Genomic DNA, 16640 nt, shown 5'->3' with positions numbered 1-16640 from the left:
CGCATGTCCCGCGCATCCATCGTCGTCTCCAACCTCTCCTTCTCCTGGCCGGACGACACCCCCGTCTTCGAGGACCTGTCCTTCACCGTCGGTGAGGGCCGCACCGGTCTCGTCGCCCCGAACGGGGCCGGGAAGAGCACCCTTCTCAAGCTGATCGCCGGCGAGTACGCGCCGACCGGCGGCACCGTGTCGGTCGAGGGCGTGCTCGGCTACCTGCCGCAGACCCTGCCGCTCGCCGCCGACCTGACCGTGGCGGAGGTGCTCGGCGTCGCCCCGCAGATCGCGGCGCTGCACGCCATCGAGTCCGGCGACACCGACGAGGAGCACTTCGCCACCATCGGCAACGACTGGGACATCGAGGAGCGCACCCGCGCCGAGCTGGACCGGCTCGGGCTCGGTGACGTCCCGCTGACCCGGCGCCTGCACACCCTCAGCGGCGGGCAGGTGGTCTCCCTCGGTCTGGCCGCGCAACTGCTGAAACGGCCCGACGTGCTGCTGCTCGACGAGCCGACGAACAACCTCGACGCCGACGCCCGCCACCGGCTCCACGCGGTGCTCGACGAGTGGCGCGGCGCGCTGCTGCTGGTCAGCCACGACCGGGCGCTGCTGGACCGGATGGACCGCATCGCCGAACTCGACCGCGGCGAGCTGCACCTGTACGGGGGGAACTTCACGGCGTACTCGGAGGCCGTGCGCGCCGCCCAGGAGGCCGCTGAACGCAACGTCCGCAACGCCGAGCAGGAGGTGAAGCGGGAGAAGCGGGAGATGCAGCAGGCCCGCGAGCGGGCGGCCCGACGGGCGAGCAACGCCGCCCGCAACCTGAAGAACGCCGGCCTGCCGAAGATCGTCGCGGGGGGACTGAAGCGCAGCGCCCAGGAATCCGCCGGCCGGTCGAACGAGACGCACGCGGCGCGGGTCAGCGACGCCCGTGCCCGCCTCGACGACGCCAGTCGCGCCCTGCGCGAGGACCAGGCGATCGTGGTCGAGCTGCCCGACACCACCGTCCCGGCCGGCCGGACCGTCTTCGAGGGCGCGGGCCTGCGGATCAGCCACGGCGGGCGGGCGGTCTTCGCGGGCGACGGCGTCGACCTGACCATCCGGGGGCCGGAGCGCATCGCGCTCTCCGGCCCGAACGGCGCCGGCAAATCCACGCTGCTGCGGCTCGTGAACGGCGACCTGACTCCCGACGAGGGCGGGCGGATCCGGCGGGCCGACGGGCGGGTCGCGTACCTGTCGCAGCGGCTGGACCTGCTCGACCTCGACCGGACCGTGGCCGAGAACCTCGCCGCGTTCGCCCCGGCGATGCCCGAGGCACAGCGGATGAACCTGCTCGCCCGGTTCCTGTTCCGCGGCGCCCGCGCGCACCTGCCGGTGGGGGTCCTCTCCGGCGGCGAGCGGCTGCGGGCCACCCTGGCGTGCGTGCTCAACGCCGAGCCGGCGCCGCAACTGCTGCTGCTCGACGAGCCGACGAACAACCTGGACCTGGTGAGCGTCGCCCAGCTGGAGAGCGCCCTCGGCGCGTACCGGGGCGCGTTCGTGGTGGTCAGCCACGACGAACGGTTCCTGCGTGACATCGGTGTGGACCGGTGGCTGCGGCTCGACGACGGCCGCCTGCGGGAGACCGGCCCGCCGGAGGCCTGAAGCGCCGCCGGCGCGCGCAGCCCGGCCGTGGGCGGCCCGAAACGGCGTTGCCCGGACCGTGGAAGCGGGGCTAGGGTCGTGCGCGTGACTGCCGGGTCGGCCATGGGCCACGAGCGAGTGAGGCACCCGGCCGCTGAGTGAGCGCGGCGCGGGCCCGCGGCCCGCCGCCCATCGTGTGCGAGCGCCTTCCCGTGATCCGAGCGGCCCCGTCGGCCGTTCCTCCTCCGAACCGTCCCGCCGCGGACGCCGCCGCCGGCGTCCCGCGGCGTCCCCGCGTACCTGCGAAGCGAAGAAAGCGGAGCATGCCCAACGACTTCAACCGACAGATCATCGACGAGTTCCGCGCCAACGAGGGCCGCGTCGGCGGACCCTTCGAGGGCGGGCGGCTCATCCTGCTCACCACCACCGGGGCGCGTTCCGGCGCGCCGCACACCACCCCGCTGGGCTACCTGCCCGACGAGAGCGGCCGCATCCTGGTCATCGCCTCGGCCGGCGGCGCACCCCGGCACCCCGACTGGTTCCGCAACATCCAGGCCGACCCGCACGTCACCGTGGAGGACGGCATCTTCACCTACCCGGCCCGGGCCGTGGTCCTCGCCGGTGCCGAACGCGACGCGGCGTTCACGCGCGCGGCCGAGGCCGACCCGGGCTGGTCCGCGTACCAGGCGAAGACGACCCGGACGATCCCGGTCGTCGCGCTGGAGCGCATCGGTGGCGGTCCGCCGCAGGCGGCGTCCTGGGGCGCGGCCCTCGTCCGGATCCACGACGCGTTCCGCCGCGAGCTGGCGCTGATCCGCCGGGAGGCGGCGACGGCCGGCCCACGGGTGGGCGCGCAACTACGGGTGAACTGCCTGGCCGTGTGCCAGGGGCTGCACCACCACCACACGCACGAGGACGACGGCATGTTCGTGGGCCTCGCGGCGCAGCGTCCCGACCTCGCGCCCACACTGGACCGGTTGCGGGACGAACACGTGCGGGTGGCGGCCCTCGTCGACCGGCTGCGGGCGGTCGTCGGCGACCAGGACACCGACCCGGCGGAGGTACGCCGGCAGGTCGACCAGCTCACCGACGAGCTCGAACGCCACCTCGCGTACGAGGAGGAGCAGCTCGTCCCGGTGCTCGACGCACTGGGGTGAGGTGTACGCCCGCGCCGCCGCTGTCGCCGCCGCTGTCGGCGGCGCGGGCGGCGGCGCGGGCGGCGGTCCACGGTGACCGAGGAGGTGTATCGCGCCGAGCCGGGAAAATCTGTCGCCCGTGCCTGTCGATTCGGGCGTCCGCCGTTCGTCTTCCTGGCACACGCCGGCAGCCACGACGATGGGAGTCACACGATGAAGTACATGCTGCAGGTCATCGGTTTCACCGACGCCGAGTTCGCCGAGGGTGAGGGGCCGGCCGCCGAGGAGTTCGTCGCCTGGCTGCAGGCGCTGACCGGCGCCGGCGCCCTGGCCGGGGCGGGGTACCTCGACGACTACAAGCTTGCCACCAGCGTCCAGGTCAACGGTGCGGGCGAGCAGCTCATCACCAACGGGCCGTTCCCGGAGAGCCGGGAGTACCTGGGCGGCTGGGCCATCGTCGACGTCCCCGATCTCGATGCGGCCCTGGCGTGGGCCGCGAGGTGCCCGGGGGCGAAGTACGGGCGGGTCGAGGTCCGCCCGGTACTGGGCTGACCGGTGCCGGACCCGACGGCGGCCGGCTCCGTCGAGGCGGTGTTCCGCGAAGACTGGAGCCGGCTGCTGGCCGTTCTGGCGGCGCGTCTCGGTGACCTCGACCTCGCCGAGGAGGTCGCCTCCGAAGCGATCGAGATCGCCCTGCGGCGCTGGCCGGTCGACGGCGTGCCCGACCAGCCGCTCGGCTGGCTTGTCACGACAGCCCGCCGCAAGGCCGTCGACCGGATCCGCCGCGACCGGACGTATGCGCTGCGTCTGGCCGAGCTGCAGGTGGAGACCGACCGTGCGGTCCCGCCCGAGGCCGCCGCGGGCCATGCGCTGCCCGACGAGCGGTTGCAGCTGTTCTTCACCTGCTGCCACCCCGCCCTGCCGTTCGAGGCGCAGACCGCGCTCACCCTGCGGTTCCTCGCCGGATTGTCGACGCCCGAGGTGGCGCAGGCGTTCCTGGTGCCGTTGCCGACCATGGCCCAGCGCATCGTGCGCGCCAAACGCAAGATCCGCGACGCTCGGATCCCGTTCCGCGTGCCCACCGGCGCCGAACTGGCCGACCGACTACCGGCCGTGCTGCGCGTCATCTACCTGATCTACACCGAGGGCTACGCGGCCAGCGCCGGTGATCAACTGCTGCGGATCCACCTCAGCGACGAGGCGATCCGGCTGGCCCGCATCCTGCACCGCCTGATGCCCGGCCAGCGTGAGGTCACCGGGCTGCTCGCGCTGTTGATCCTGACCGACGCCCGTCGGCCTGCGCGTGTCGATCCGGCCGGCATGCCCATCTCGCTGGAGGACCAGGATCGGAGCCTGTGGGACAGACACCTCATCGCCGAAGGCCGCCACCTTCTGGCCCAGGCACTGGACGGGCCCGCCGGGCCGTACGCGATCCAGGCCGCGATCGCCGCGCTGCATGCCGAAGCACCCGACATCGACAGGACCGACTGGGCCCAGATCGTCGCCCTCTACGATCTCCTTCTCGCCCGCGCCGGCTCACCGGTGGTCGCCCTCAACCGGGCCATCGCCGTCGCCATGCGCGACGGTCCCGAAGCCGGACTCGCCCTGCTCGAAGGGCTCGCCGCCCACGAACAGCTCCGCGCCTACCACCCGCTGCCCGCCGCGCGCGCCGAGCTGCTGCGCAAACTCGGCCGCGTCGACGAGGCCGCCCGCGCGTACCAGCTGGCGCTCGACCTGGTGGGCAACGAGGCGGAGCGGGCCTACCTGGCGCGCCGCCTGCGCGACCTCACCGAGGGGTGACGCCACCGGGCACGCGACCCGTGGGGGCAGCGGGCCCCGGGTGCGGCGCCCGCCCGGGCGCATGCGCCACGATGGGGCACCATGGACAAGCCAGCTCAGCGCCCCCGCGCCCGGGACCTCGGCGTCGTCGTCGGGACGCTGCCCACCGGGCCGCACAACGCCGTCACCGACGTTCCCGGGGTGCTCGTCGGGCACACCACGCTCGACGACGGTCACGACCTGCACACCGGTGTCGCGGCGGTCGTACCGGGCCAGCTCGGGCCGGGCCGGTGGACGCTGCCGGCCGCCGTGTTCACCGGAAACGGCTACGGCAAGCTCGTCGGCTCGACGCAGGTGGACGAACTCGGCGTACTCGAGTCACCGGTGGTCCTGACCGCGACCCTGTCGGTGTTCCGCGCCGCGGACGCGGTCCTGACCCACCTCATGCGCCACCGGCCCGAAGGCCTGTCGTTCAACCCCCTCGTGGGCGAGACCAACGACGGGCACCTGTCGGACATCCGCCGACGCCCGATCACCGAGGAACACGTACGGGACGCGATCGCCGCAGCGACGGGTGGTGTGCCGGCGCAGGGGTGCGTCGGCGCGGGCACCGGCACCACGGCCCTGGGGTACAAGGCGGGGATCGGCACGTCCTCCCGGACGGTGCCGCGGCCCGGCGGCGCGGTGACGGTCGGGGCGCTCACACAGTCGAACTTCGGCGGACTGCTGACCGTCCTCGGCGTCCCGATGCCGGTCGAGGAACTGGTCCCGGACGCCGACCGGGCGGAACCGGCCGGCAACTCGTGCATGATCGTGGTGGCGACCGACGCGTCCCTGGATTCCCGCCAGCTCGGCCGGATCGCCCGTCGGGCCGTCTTCGCCATGGCCCGGGTCGGCGCCGCGTACAGCAACGGCAGCGGCGACTACGCCATCGCGTTCAGCACGGCCGAGCCGGACGAGCCCCGGATCCCGGACGCGGAACTCACGCCCGTCTTCGCGGCCGTCCTGGACGCGGTCGAGGAGGCCCTGCTCGACTCGCTCTTCACCGCCACGACCACCCGGGGAATGGGGCACACCAGCCACGCCGTGCCCCACGAGGCCGTCCTCGACCGCCTGAAGGCGGCCAACCGACTGCCCCATCCCGCGTACGATCCAGGCCATTCCCCGAATGAGCCGCGCAGGAGCAGCCGATGATCACCGACGCCACGCTCACCCGCATCAACCAGGGGGTGCAGTTGCATCATCAGCAAGGCCAACGCGACGCGGCTCGGGACGTGTTCGCACGGATCTGGGACGAGATCGGCGGGGAGCGAGGCGATCCCCTGCACGTCTGCGTCCTCGCGCACGCGATGGCCGACGTGCAGGACGACGTCCACCAGGAGTTGCTCTGGGACCAGCGCGCGCTGGCCGCGGCCGACGCGCTCAGCGATGCCCGGGTCGCCGAGGCCGGAGTGACGGTGCCGGTGGCCGGGCTGTACCCGTCGTTGCACCTGAACCTCGCCGAGTGCCACCGCAAGCTCGGCGATCTCGACCGGGCCCGCGAGCATCTCCAGCGTGCGCAGGCGGGCATCGGCGCGCTCGGCGACGACGAGTACGGCCGGCTGATCAAGGGTGGCCTGGATCGGCTGACGCAACAACTGGCCTCCGGGTAGGCGCGTGCTGCCCACGCGATGTAGCGAGGGTGTGGCCGGACGGGCTCGGTGGCCCGCCCGGCCGCACCTTCGCTAGTCGCCGGTCATCACGATGAAGGTGAATCCGGCGCTCGTCGGACGGCGTAACGGGATCTCACACTTGACCCGGCGCAGGACCTCGTTCCTGCTGAGGTCGAGCCCCTGTGCGATGAGCCGATCGGGGCGTACCGGCACCGGATCCTCGAAGGTGACCTCCACCTGGACCGGCCACGGCTCGTCGAGCCGTGCCGACGGGGCGTCCAGCCGCCACGCCCCCGTCCAGTCGAGGGTGACGCGGTTGCGCCGGGCGAGCAGCGGATCCAACAGTCTGGACGCCACCAGTTCCGGATCGTTGACGCGGTAGCCGCGGAGCTCGGCCGGATCGAAGGATCTGACCGGCGTCCGCTCGTGCACGGTGAGCTTGCTCGTCCGATCGCAGGATACGCAGCGGACGAGCAGCCACACGTCCAGCAGTTTGCCGTTGGCGTTGACGCGGAACCTGCCCGGGCCGGTGGTGGCCGACTCCGAGCGGCAGTCCACGCATCGCAGGGTCAGCAGAGGCAGCCTGGTCCGACGAACGACCCAGGGCACCACGGTATGAGGTTGTGAAGACATGATCTCTCTCTGGACCTGACACGAGGCCGATTGCGCACGGCCGAGAACGCTGTATGACCGGGCGCGCGAGGGCAGCCCGGTAGCACCGACGGGAGCGTCGGCTACAGGTGGATGGAGAAGGTGTCAGGTCTAGAGAGCAGGCGGGGTCACGCGATCTTGTCCTCTGTCCTCACTGCGACGGGTCGCAGCCAACCTAGGGGAACGCGGATCGGAGGCTCAATCGCTTTTCGACCGAGACGATGTCCGCGCTCCCGGCGGGACCCGGTCCGCGACGCTTCCCAGGGGAGTGCCGGGGGCATCCGTGCGCTCGGGCGACATCAGTTGGGCCTGCCGAACCAGCGGTAGAGGTGGTCGTCCAGGTCCTGCTGGTCGTCGCCGATCCAGGCCACGTGGCCGTCGGGGCGTAGCAGGACGCACGGAACATCGAGTGCCGCGGTGGGGTCGCCGAGGTAGTCGACCCGGTCCGACCAGCCGTCGACGGTCAGGTGTTCGGTGCGGTCGAGCACCAGGCCGCGGCCGCGACGCAGCAGGCCGTAGAGGTGGCCCTGTTTCACGTCGATGCGCGCAGGCGGCGGCCGAGCAGGTCGGGGCCTGCGCCGAAGTCGTAGCGGATGTCGATCGCCGGCGTACGGCAGTTCCATCTGGGCGCGGGTGTTGTCCAGCACGCCCGCGGCGACCGGATGACGTTCGGCCTGGTAGGTGTCCAGCAGTGTCTCCGGCGCCCAGCTGCGGATCTGTGCGGCCAGATACCGGTCCAGCCCTCTTCCCCGGCCGCGTGCTCACCGCTCGAAATGGGCGGGGGCGGCTCCGGGGGAGGGGTGTTCGTGTGTGGCTGCCGCTGCCGCTGCCGCTGCCGCTGCTGGCAGACTGATCACGTGACAGGTCTGACCGCCGAGCTCGTGGCCGATAGCCGTGACCCGCAGACCCCGGCGCTCGCCCCGAACGGGCACCTGCTGTGCTACGTCCTCGCTCCCGCCAGCCGGAGCGGTGACCACCTCGACACCGAACTCTGGCTCGTCGACACCGATGGCGCCGTCGCGTCGCGCCGGGCGACCGCCGACACCGCAGCCGAGTCCCGGCCACGCTGGTCGGCCGACTCGGAAACGCTGTTCTTCCTCTCCGACCGCGCCGACCGCGGCACCCCGCAGCTGCACGGGCTCGCCCTCGCCGCCGGCACGATGACCACGTTGACCAGCTGGCGCGCCGGCGTCATCGACCACCTGCCGCTCACCGACCCCAACCTGGTCGCGCTGCTCGCCGAGGACGAACCCACCGAGCAGGACGCGCGCCGCGCCCGGGACCGCGACGACGCCATCGTCGTCGGCGAGCGCGAACCGCGTGCCCGGTTGCGCCTGCTCAACCTGCGCACCGGCCGGGTCACCACCCCGGACGTGTTCGGTGACCGGCACGTCGTGGAACTGCGGCAACGTCCCCACGGCGGCCCACTTGCCGTGCTGACCTGGGCCAGCGCCGACAACGACTACGGCCCGCGCACCGGCCAACTGCACCTGTTCGACCCCGCGACCGGGACTGCGGAGAACCTCGGACCGGTCGGGACCGACGCACGATCTCTGGCCTGGTGGCCGGGCGAGGACGGGTGGCACCTCGGTTACCTCGCGCTCAGCCCACCGGGTCTGCAGGCCGGCACCGCAGTGTTCGACCTGGCCGTGGACAGCCGCGTCCTGATCAACCGCACCGCTGGTCTCTCGATGTGCCCCACCAGCCTCTGCCAGACCGATGCGGCCCCGCTGGTCGTGTTCGCCGACGGCCTGAACACGACCCTGGGCCGGCTCGACCCCACCGACCTCACGACCCTGTCGCATCACGCCGGACGCCTCGACAGCCTCACCACCACCCCTACCGGCGAAGAGATCGCGGTAGTCACCGGCACCCGCTATCAAGCCCCTAACGTCCACATCGGACCGCCGACCGGGCCGCTGCGAAGAATCACCGACACCCGCCCGGAACTGGGCGGCATCGCACTCGGCACGCAACAACCGCTGGCCTACCGCGCCGCCGACGGCCTCCACCTGGACGGTCTGCTCGTACTGCCGGTCGGAAGAACCGCGGCGGACGGCCCGTTCCCGCTGGTCACGATCGTGCACGGAGGACCGTACGATCGCCACGCCGATCGGTGCCAGTTGTTCTGGTACCCGAGCGCGCAGTGGCTGGCCGCCGCTGGCTACGCGGTGTTGCTGCCGAACCCGCGCGGCGGCCAGGGGCATGGCCACCAGTTCGCCGCGGCCGTCGCCGGCCGGGTCGGACAGCAGGAGTGGACCGACATCCTGACCGGCATCGACCTGCTCATCGCCGAGGGCATCGCCGATGCCGACCGGCTGGGCATCGCTGGCTGGAGCCACGGCGGCTTCATGTCCGCCTGGGCCGTCGGCCAGACCGACCGCTTCCGCGCCGCGCTGGTCGGCGCCGGCGTCAGCGACTGGGGCATGCTCGCCGCGACGGGGGAGAGCGGCCAGTTCGAGGCCGCGCTCGGTGGCAGCACCGGCTGGTCGGGCATCGGTCCACACCCACATGACGCGGTCAGCCCGATCTCGTTCGCCAGCCGCATCCGCACGCCGGTGCTCATCCTGCACGGCGCCGAGGACACCAACGTCCCCCTCGGACAGGCCGTGTACCTCCACCGGGCGCTGCGCCACTTCGACGTCGAGCACGAGTTTGTGATCTACCCGCGAGAGGGCCACTCGATTCGGGAACGCAACCACCAACTCGACGTCCTGCGCCGGACCCGCGCCTGGTTCGATCGTTGGCTCCGGCCCTGACCGGGGGCGTGGCCGAGCTGTCGTTGCTTCCCCGCCCGTATCTGAGCTGACCCCAGACGAATCCCATGCGGAGGCGCGCGCCGACCTGACTCTGCGCGGCATCTGCTCGGCCCCGCTCGACATGTCGTGGGGGTACTCGCCAACACCTCTCTCGGCACCACGTCGGGCCGTCTCGCGCCATTATCGGATTACCGGTATTGATAATCCGATAATGAAGCCAGGCAAAGCGGACATAACGGCGCTACATCATAATGTCTGTTATGGTGTGCGTCCCTCGAGGCGGCGCGCCTCGGGCGGACAGCTCTCGCCGGAGTGGGTCAGTGGTCGGCGTTGTTGACCGGATCTGACGGCTGTCGGGTCAACGGAAGCGCGTACTGATGGGTCGCTGGTGCTGCGCGGCCGAGGCGGGCCCGGGACCGGGCTACACGAATGGCGGCGGTCAAGGTCGTGATGTCGTAGGCGCCGTAGTGGCGGCGGCCGTTGATGAAGAACGTCGGGGTGCCGGACACGCCGCTGTTGTCGGCCGAGTCGATGTCGCGTTCGATGCGGGCGGCGTGGGCCTGCTTCACCAGATCGTCGTGGAAGCGTTCCTGATCCAGACCGAGGTCGCTGGCGAATTTGACGAGATCGGTGATGTTCAGCTTGTCCTGGTGTTCGAGCAGCAGGTCATGCATCTGCCAGAACTTGCCCTGAGCGGCCGCTGCTTCGGCGGCCTCGGCTGCTAGCCAGGCTTGCGGGTGCACGTCTGACAGGGGCAGGTGACGCCACACGAAACGCAGGTCGGCGTGGCCCAGCAACTGCCGGACGACTGGCTCGGCCTTCCCGCAGTACGGGCACTGGAAGTCGCCGTACTGCACCAGCGTTACCGACGCATCGGCCGGGCCACGGACATGGTCGTGCTTCTCGTCGACCTCCGGGACGAGGTCGATCAACTCCGTCATGTCGCCGAAGAGCGCCCGGGTGCGCTTGTCCTTGGGCAGCATGTTGGTGACGCGGAACGCAGCCCAGGTCAGCGCGGAGGATACGACCGCGGCGCTGAGCACCCCGACTTTGACCTCGGCCAGTTGGTCGCCGCTGAAGGCCAGATTGGCGATCAGCAGCGACACCGTGAAGCTGACACCGGCGATCGTGCCGCTGCCGAGCACGCCCGCCCAGCCCACGGCCGGACGGATGCGGCCGTGGGAGACCCAGGTGAGCGCCGCGGAGGTGCCGATCACGGCGAGCGGCTTGCCGACGACGTACCCGAGCAGCACGCCCCAGGTGACAGGCGACGCGAACGCCTGGGCCAGGAACGGACCGTTGATGCTGATGCCAGCGTTGGCCAGGCCGAACAGCGGCACGATGACGTAGCTGGACCAGGGGTGGTAGATGCGCTGAAGGCGGTCGTTGGGAGACAGCGTGTTCGCGAGGCCGATCGAAGCCGTACGCGCGAGCTTGGGCGTCGGCTGCTCACGGAACGACCGGAACAGGCCGCTGACCTGCTCCAGCTCAGCTCGACCGGGGGAGTAGGCGAACGCGGTCAACCCGATGGCCAGTCCGGCCACCACCGGGTCGACTCCGCTGACCAGCAGCGATCCCCACATCACGATGGCGACCGGCACGTATGCCGAGTCACGTCGGACGCCGGCAGCGCGGATGGCCAGCATGACCGCGAACGCCGCTACGGCCACCACGATGGGCATCACTTTGATGTCGTCGCTGTAGACCAGAGCGATGACGATGAGAGCGATCAGGTCGTCGACCACGAACACGGTGAGCAGGAAGATCCGGACCCGGTCGGGCACGCCTCGGCCGAGCAGTGCCAGCAGGCCCAGCGCAAGCGCGGTGTCGGTCGACATAGCCACACCCCAGCCCTGCGCGCCCGGGCCGCCGCGGTTGATCGCCAGGAAGATCAGCACCGGGATCAGCATGCCAATCACGCCGGCCACGCTGGGCAGCACGAACCGTCGCCGGTCGCGTAGGTCGCCGAGGTCGAACTCGCGCCGCGTCTCAAGGCCGACGACCAGGAAGAACAGCGTCATCAGGCCGCTGTTGATCCAGGTGTGCAGGTCGCGGGAGAGCTCGAGGGGCCCGAGGCGCAGGGACAGGGGGGTGCGCCAGACGGCTTCATAGGAGCCGAGGTCGACGTTGGCCCAGAGCAGCGCGGCGACGATGGCGGCCACGAGTACGCCGGCACCGCCGGATTCTGTGCGCAGAAAGGCTCGCAGCGGCGCCGCCAGATTCCGCTTCCAGTCCTTCCGGCCGCTCATCTTGATCTCGGACACACGTCACCTTCCGTGGCGCTGGCCGGGCCAGCAGGGATAGCTAGATCACGTGCCGCGCGGCGGGCACGCGACCCCTCGTTCGGTACTGATCGCGCTGTCCCAGCTGTCGCTGGCTGTGCGGAGAGCGACGAGACCCGCCGATGCCGTACGGCAGGCGGGCGGTTGTCGGTGAGTTCATGGTGGGGACGACGGCGCGCATGATCGACGCGATGCTGAACCCGGCGGTACCCACGAGGAAGCGTGCGGCCGCGGACAGCACCGAGCTGATCGACGAGTTGAAGCTCTCCGCGTACGCCGACCTCTACACGCACGGCGCGCGCACGCGCGGTCATCACCGCGACCTCGTCCGGGCACGGATGCGAGGCGGGGCATGGCGTTCACGCTGTGGCGGTCGGCGGAACACTGTCGCTGCCTGGGACGGAACGACAACGCCTGCTGCTCGGCAATGATCGCCGAGCAGCACCCGGCCTCATTTCAGCGCGGCCCCACGAACTCCGTCCGTACGCTCCACGCGAACTGGATCAGCAGGGTCACCGGGGACCGCTCGGCGATCTCATGCATCACCTTCAAGTCGTCGGGGTCAGGTTCTTCGCTCAGCGTGATCGTGCGCTGCAGGTAACGCTCTGCGCCTTCCTGCTGAGGTTCGTGGTAGTCGATCTCGACGGTGATGTCACCGGCGGTGTCGTACTTGTAGTCGACATACTGCCGCAGCGTCTGAGCAGTGCACGACGCGAGCGCCATCAACAGGTACTCCGTCGGCGTCGGGCCTTCGCCGAGTGCGCCGTTGTGCGGTTCGTCGGCGACGAACGTGAAGCCGCGGGTGGTCATGTCCGTGCGGCGACGCTCAGTGGCCGGAAGGACAGCTCGGGCGGATGCGACGACACGATCCCGATTGGTTTCCATCAGCCGTGCCTTCCTGTGGATCCTGGTAGTGACGGTCCAGGTACGCGGATCCCGCAGCAGCCGCGCCGCAGTCTGAGCGGGGCCGTGGCCGGGCGTATCACCCCGTGACCGGGTACCTCCGCAGGCTAGCCTTCGCGGACTAGATCGTCCAGTTGATCGTTCGTTGCCAGAACCGCTCGGCCCTCGCGCACGGCCACCTTGGGTGTTGTAAGCTGCGCGGGTAGGCGGTCATGGCCAAGATCCACCAGCTGAGCTCGCTCAACGCCACGTCCAAAGTTGGACTTCTCGGTCCGTCAAGGCTAGGGTTGCCATGGTTCGGGCGTCACGGCGGCGATCGTCCTCGCCTTCCGCGACCGGGGTGGACTCAAGATCGGACGAGGTGATGAACATCGATGCACAGTAATCCGCAGGCGCAGTAGGAGGCGATCCAACGACGCGAGGAACGACTCGATGGCAGCTGTCTCCGCGTCGCTGCGGCGAGTAGAGCGAGAGCTTCGGGGCGTAGCGCCAGGCGGTGGCGACGCCGATGCCGAACCCGGCTGCGAGGCGGGCCTAGGTGTTGCGCTCAACTAACGGGCCGGCTCGCCGGGCGGCTCCACGAGGAACGATTTGATGTGGTCCAGCGCCATGTCCAGGGCGACTTCCATGGGTGCGACGTCGTGCGCGGCGTTCGCCAGCAGGTAGCCGCCTTGCAAAGCTGCCATCAAGCCCGTGGCCAACTTCTCCGGGTCGGCGTCCTGGCGCAGTGCGCCGCTGTCCCGCATCCGGTGCAGACCATCACTGATCAGCTTTTCCCAGGCCGCAAACGTCTCCGACAGCATCGATCGAGCCTGCTCATCTTGATCGGACAGCTCGACAGCCATCGACCCGAGGCCGCACCCGTACTTGCCGTTGTTCAGCGAGTTGGCCTGGACCAGCGCGTTACGCCACCGGACCAGCCCTGAGAACGATCTCAGTCGTTCGAGCCCTGCACGCTCGCGCTGAAGCACGAGCGCGCCTCGATATCTGACCAACGCGCGCACGAGATCCTGCTTGTCGGCGAAGTGGTGGTAAAGCTGCGACTTGCTCGTCTGGCTTGCCTCGCGGACGTCGTCAAGGGTCGTCGCGTTCACTCCGCGCACGAGCATCAGCCGGTTCGCCGCATCGAGGATCCGCTCCCGCGTCGCGATGCCCCGTTGACTGATCCGCCGCTGCTTCGTCGGCGCAGCCACCTGCTCGTCGCCCATCCCTCAAGTGTATCCAGCCTGCCGGATAATCCGTGGAGAATTGGACCTCCCAGTCCATCACCCGTCCTGTTGCATTCGTGCGATGGATGAACGCCTGCCCGGCCGTCTTGCTTGATTGAATGGGCGCCGCGTTCCCGATCGACCGATAAGGTGAGCCACCTATTCCGGACTATTTAGTCCTTGCTGTGGCACGCTACCGCTCTGGCGATGCGCTGATCCATACCCCCGCCAGAAAGCGACAAGAGGGAACCAATGCCGTGTATGTCACGCCTCAAGCCGGCTAGCCGGGTGGTGACGGCCGCTCGGACGGGCGTCTGCGGGCGCGGGCCGCGTCGGATGCGGCGATCCCGGTCAGGACGAGGGCGGCAGCGGCGGCGACCGCGACCGGCGGCAGGGGGAGCATCGCCGGCGTCAGGGCGGCCAGCGCGAGGACGCCGATCGGTCGGGACCGGGACACGCGGCCGAATACCGCGTGCTCGAAGCGGGCGCGCCCGGCCAGGTACAGCGCGGGTCCGCCGAGGATGACGGCGATCCAGGCCGGTGGGGTGTGCCCGAGTGGACGGGCGATGACCAGTTCGTCGCCGACGGCGGTAGCGACCACGCCGGCCGCCATGGCCAGGTGGGCGTATGACGCCGATCCGGCGAGGCGGACCGGGTCGGTGGACACCGCGATCGCTTCCGCCAGGACCTGCCCGGCGCGATGGATGTAGATCCTCCACAGCAGCACGGTGGTGGCGATCGACACCGCGAACGCGGCGGCCGCGTGCGGCGCGAAGCCGCTGCTGGTCAGCGCCAGCCCGGTGACCAGGATCAGCTCGCCGAGCGCGATGATGAAGAACTGCCGGTAGCGCTCGGCCAGGTGCTCACCGGAGATCGCAAGGTCTTGGCCGGCCGCACGGCCCGCCCCGGGGGTGGGGAAGCCGATTCTGCCGGCCGTGTGGTCAAGGACCACCGCGAGTGCCCACAACGCGCCACGCGCCGTACCGTTCACGAGCGCCCCCGTGATCCAGGGCAGCGCCGACAAGCCGTACCAGAACAGCCCGCGCACGCCGATGAGCCGCAGCGCGTGGCCACGCAGAACGGCCACGAGGACGAGCCCGCGGCCGAGCTGGATGGCGACGTAGGCGCCCGCGAAGATCAGGCCCGTGTCGCCGAACGCCTCGGGCACGGCGGCCGCCATCACCAGGCTGCCGACCATGGTCGCGATGACCAGCGCCTGGATCACCGATCGTTCCGGGTCCGTACGGTCGGTCAGCCACGCGGTGCTGGACCAGACCCACCAGATGGCTCCCAGCAGCACCAGCGTCCGGAAGGCGCCGCTCCACCCGAGGTCCTCGGCCAGGCCGCGCGAGAGCTGAGCGAGGGCGAGGACGAACACCAGGTCGAAGAAGAGTTCCAGGAACGTGGCCCGCTGTGGATCCCCGGCTTTCCGCACCAGCTCGGCCGCCCTGCTCGTCGCCATCGGCTCGCCCGTTCTGCCAGCTCTGATCCGGGTTTGGGGCCATTCTGACATGCGGTGGCGGCGGTGACCGCGGACGTGCGACCACTGCGGTGCCGGGCCGGCGCGCGGACCCGGGGTCCGCGCGCCGGAGGTGTCAGGCCGTCGCCCGCTTCGGGAGCTTCCACCCCGGGCGGGGGAAGTGGCAGGTGTAGCCGTTGGGGTAGGTCTGCAGGTAGTTCTGGTGCTCGGGTTCGGCTTCCCAGAAGTCGCCTGCCGGGGTGACCTCGGTGACGACCTTGCCGGGCCACAGGCCCGAGGCGTCGACGTCCGCGATCGTGTCCTCGGCGACCCGCTTCTGCTCGTCGCTGGTGTAGAAGATCGCCGAGCGGTAGCTGGTGCCGATGTCGTTGCCCTGGCGGTTCTTCGTCGTGGGGTCGTGGATCTGGAAGAAGAACTCGAGCAGCGCGCGGAAATTGGTCTTCTCGGTGTCGTAGATGACCTCGATGGACTCCGCGTGGGTGCCGTGGTTGCGATAGGTGGCGTTCGGGACGTCGCCGCCGCTGTAGCCGACGCGCGTGGACACGACGCCGGGCTGGCGCCGGAACAACTCCTGCATGCCCCAGAAACAGCCGCCGGCGAGGATCGCCTTCTCCGTGGTCACGTCGTTTCCCTACTTCTCGGTGTCACTCGTGAACAGGGTGCGGTATTCGCCGTACCCTGCGTTTTCCAGGTCGTCGAGGTGGATGAACCGCAACGACGCCGAGTTGATGCAGTAGCGCAGGCCACCCTTGTCGGGGGGACCGTCGTCGAAGACGTGGCCGAGGTGGCTGTCCCCGTGCAGCGAGCGGGCCTCAATCCGGATCATCCCGTGGCTGGCGTCTTCGCGCTCGACAACGTTCGCCTTGGCGATCGGCTTCGTAAAGCTCGGCCAGCCGGAGTTGCTGTCGTACTTGTCGACCGACGCGAACAGCGGCTCGCCGGACACGACGTCGACGTAGATGCCGGGCTCGTGGTTGTCCCAGTAGGCGTTGGCGAACGGGCGCTCGGTGCCGTCCTGCTGGGTCACGCGGTACTGCTCCGGGTCGAGCCGCGAAAGGGCCTCCGGGTTCTTGTGGTACTTGCTCTGCTGGGGCACAGCTCTCCCTTCCCGGCCTTTCGGGCCGGACATTGGGGAACGAGGCGAGGCGCACCTGAACGGGCAGGGGCTAA

General features: G+C 70.4%; 15 protein-coding genes and 1 pseudogene. 8 read left to right on the top strand and 8 right to left on the bottom strand.

What is annotated here, in order from left to right; all coding sequences use genetic code 11:
• Positions 1-3: 3 nt before the first annotated feature.
• The 6 genes from abc-f to ACSNOA_RS17575 all read left to right on the top strand — a co-directional run bounded on the left by abc-f (position 4) and on the right by ACSNOA_RS17575 (position 6187).
• On the top strand, positions 4-1641 hold the full coding sequence (abc-f, locus tag ACSNOA_RS17600; protein ID WP_436659641.1) for a ribosomal protection-like ABC-F family protein: 1638 nt from the start codon (positions 4-6) through the stop codon (positions 1639-1641).
• 302 nt (positions 1642-1943) lie between these two features.
• Positions 1944-2777, top strand: coding sequence for a nitroreductase/quinone reductase family protein (locus ACSNOA_RS17595; protein WP_436659639.1), 834 nt, complete (start codon positions 1944-1946; stop codon positions 2775-2777).
• Between the two features lie 192 nt (positions 2778-2969).
• Positions 2970-3308, top strand: coding sequence for a YciI family protein (locus ACSNOA_RS17590; RefSeq protein ID WP_436659637.1), 339 nt, complete (start codon positions 2970-2972; stop codon positions 3306-3308).
• A gap of 3 nt (positions 3309-3311) precedes the next feature.
• A complete protein-coding gene (locus ACSNOA_RS17585) occupies positions 3312-4556 on the top strand; it encodes an RNA polymerase sigma factor (RefSeq protein WP_436659635.1) in 1245 nt (414 codons plus the stop codon).
• A gap of 81 nt (positions 4557-4637) precedes the next feature.
• Positions 4638-5729 (top strand): P1 family peptidase, encoded by a 1092-nt coding sequence (locus ACSNOA_RS17580; RefSeq protein ID WP_436659634.1) that lies wholly within the window; start codon positions 4638-4640, stop codon positions 5727-5729.
• Complete coding sequence (locus ACSNOA_RS17575) at positions 5726-6187, top strand: tetratricopeptide repeat protein (protein WP_436659632.1); 462 nt, start codon at positions 5726-5728, stop codon at positions 6185-6187. The genes ACSNOA_RS17580 and ACSNOA_RS17575 overlap by 4 nt, the downstream gene beginning before the upstream one ends.
• 72 nt (positions 6188-6259) lie before the next feature.
• On the opposite strand, the gene ACSNOA_RS17570 is transcribed toward ACSNOA_RS17575, so the two are convergent.
• Both ACSNOA_RS17570 and ACSNOA_RS17565 read right to left on the bottom strand, forming a co-directional pair.
• A complete protein-coding gene (locus tag ACSNOA_RS17570) occupies positions 6260-6745 on the bottom strand; it encodes a DUF1062 domain-containing protein (RefSeq protein WP_436659631.1) in 486 nt (161 codons plus the stop codon).
• A gap of 392 nt (positions 6746-7137) precedes the next feature.
• Positions 7138-7566: pseudogene (locus tag ACSNOA_RS17565) on the bottom strand (FAD-dependent monooxygenase); the annotation flags it as partial.
• A 129-nt stretch (positions 7567-7695) separates the two neighbouring features.
• Here ACSNOA_RS17565 and ACSNOA_RS17560 point away from each other — a divergent pair.
• Entirely contained in the window at positions 7696-9597 is a 1902-nt protein-coding gene (locus tag ACSNOA_RS17560; RefSeq protein WP_436659630.1) for a S9 family peptidase, read from the top strand.
• Between the two features lie 317 nt (positions 9598-9914).
• On the opposite strand, the gene nhaA is transcribed toward ACSNOA_RS17560, so the two are convergent.
• On the bottom strand, positions 9915-11861 hold the full coding sequence (gene nhaA, locus ACSNOA_RS17555; RefSeq protein WP_436659628.1) for a Na+/H+ antiporter NhaA: 1947 nt from the start codon (positions 11859-11861) through the stop codon (positions 9915-9917).
• A gap of 140 nt (positions 11862-12001) precedes the next feature.
• Between nhaA and ACSNOA_RS17550 the strand changes: the two genes are divergently transcribed.
• Complete coding sequence (locus ACSNOA_RS17550) at positions 12002-12310, top strand: hypothetical protein (RefSeq protein ID WP_436659627.1); 309 nt, start codon at positions 12002-12004, stop codon at positions 12308-12310.
• Between the two features lie 25 nt (positions 12311-12335).
• Here the strand turns inward: ACSNOA_RS17550 and ACSNOA_RS17545 are convergent, their stop codons facing one another.
• From ACSNOA_RS17545 to msrB, 5 genes are all read right to left on the bottom strand, one after another.
• Positions 12336-12764 (bottom strand): OsmC family protein, encoded by a 429-nt coding sequence (locus ACSNOA_RS17545; protein ID WP_436659626.1) that lies wholly within the window; start codon positions 12762-12764, stop codon positions 12336-12338.
• A 569-nt stretch (positions 12765-13333) separates the two neighbouring features.
• Positions 13334-13990, bottom strand: a complete 657-nt coding sequence (locus ACSNOA_RS17540; protein ID WP_436659624.1) for a TetR/AcrR family transcriptional regulator — start codon at positions 13988-13990, stop codon at positions 13334-13336.
• Between the two features lie 280 nt (positions 13991-14270).
• A complete protein-coding gene (locus ACSNOA_RS17535; RefSeq protein WP_436659622.1) occupies positions 14271-15452 on the bottom strand; it encodes a low temperature requirement protein A in 1182 nt (393 codons plus the stop codon).
• Between the two features lie 133 nt (positions 15453-15585).
• Complete coding sequence (gene msrA / locus ACSNOA_RS17530) at positions 15586-16092, bottom strand: peptide-methionine (S)-S-oxide reductase MsrA (RefSeq protein WP_436659621.1); 507 nt, start codon at positions 16090-16092, stop codon at positions 15586-15588.
• Positions 16093-16101: 9 nt separating this feature from the next.
• A complete protein-coding gene (msrB, locus tag ACSNOA_RS17525; RefSeq protein WP_436659619.1) occupies positions 16102-16566 on the bottom strand; it encodes a peptide-methionine (R)-S-oxide reductase MsrB in 465 nt (154 codons plus the stop codon).
• Between the last annotated feature and the right edge of the window lie 74 nt (positions 16567-16640).

This window comes from Micromonospora sp. URMC 103 (assembly GCF_051386435.1).
GTDB lineage: Bacteria > Actinomycetota > Actinomycetes > Mycobacteriales > Micromonosporaceae > Micromonospora.
This window is presented reverse-complemented; position numbering and strand designations above follow the sequence as displayed.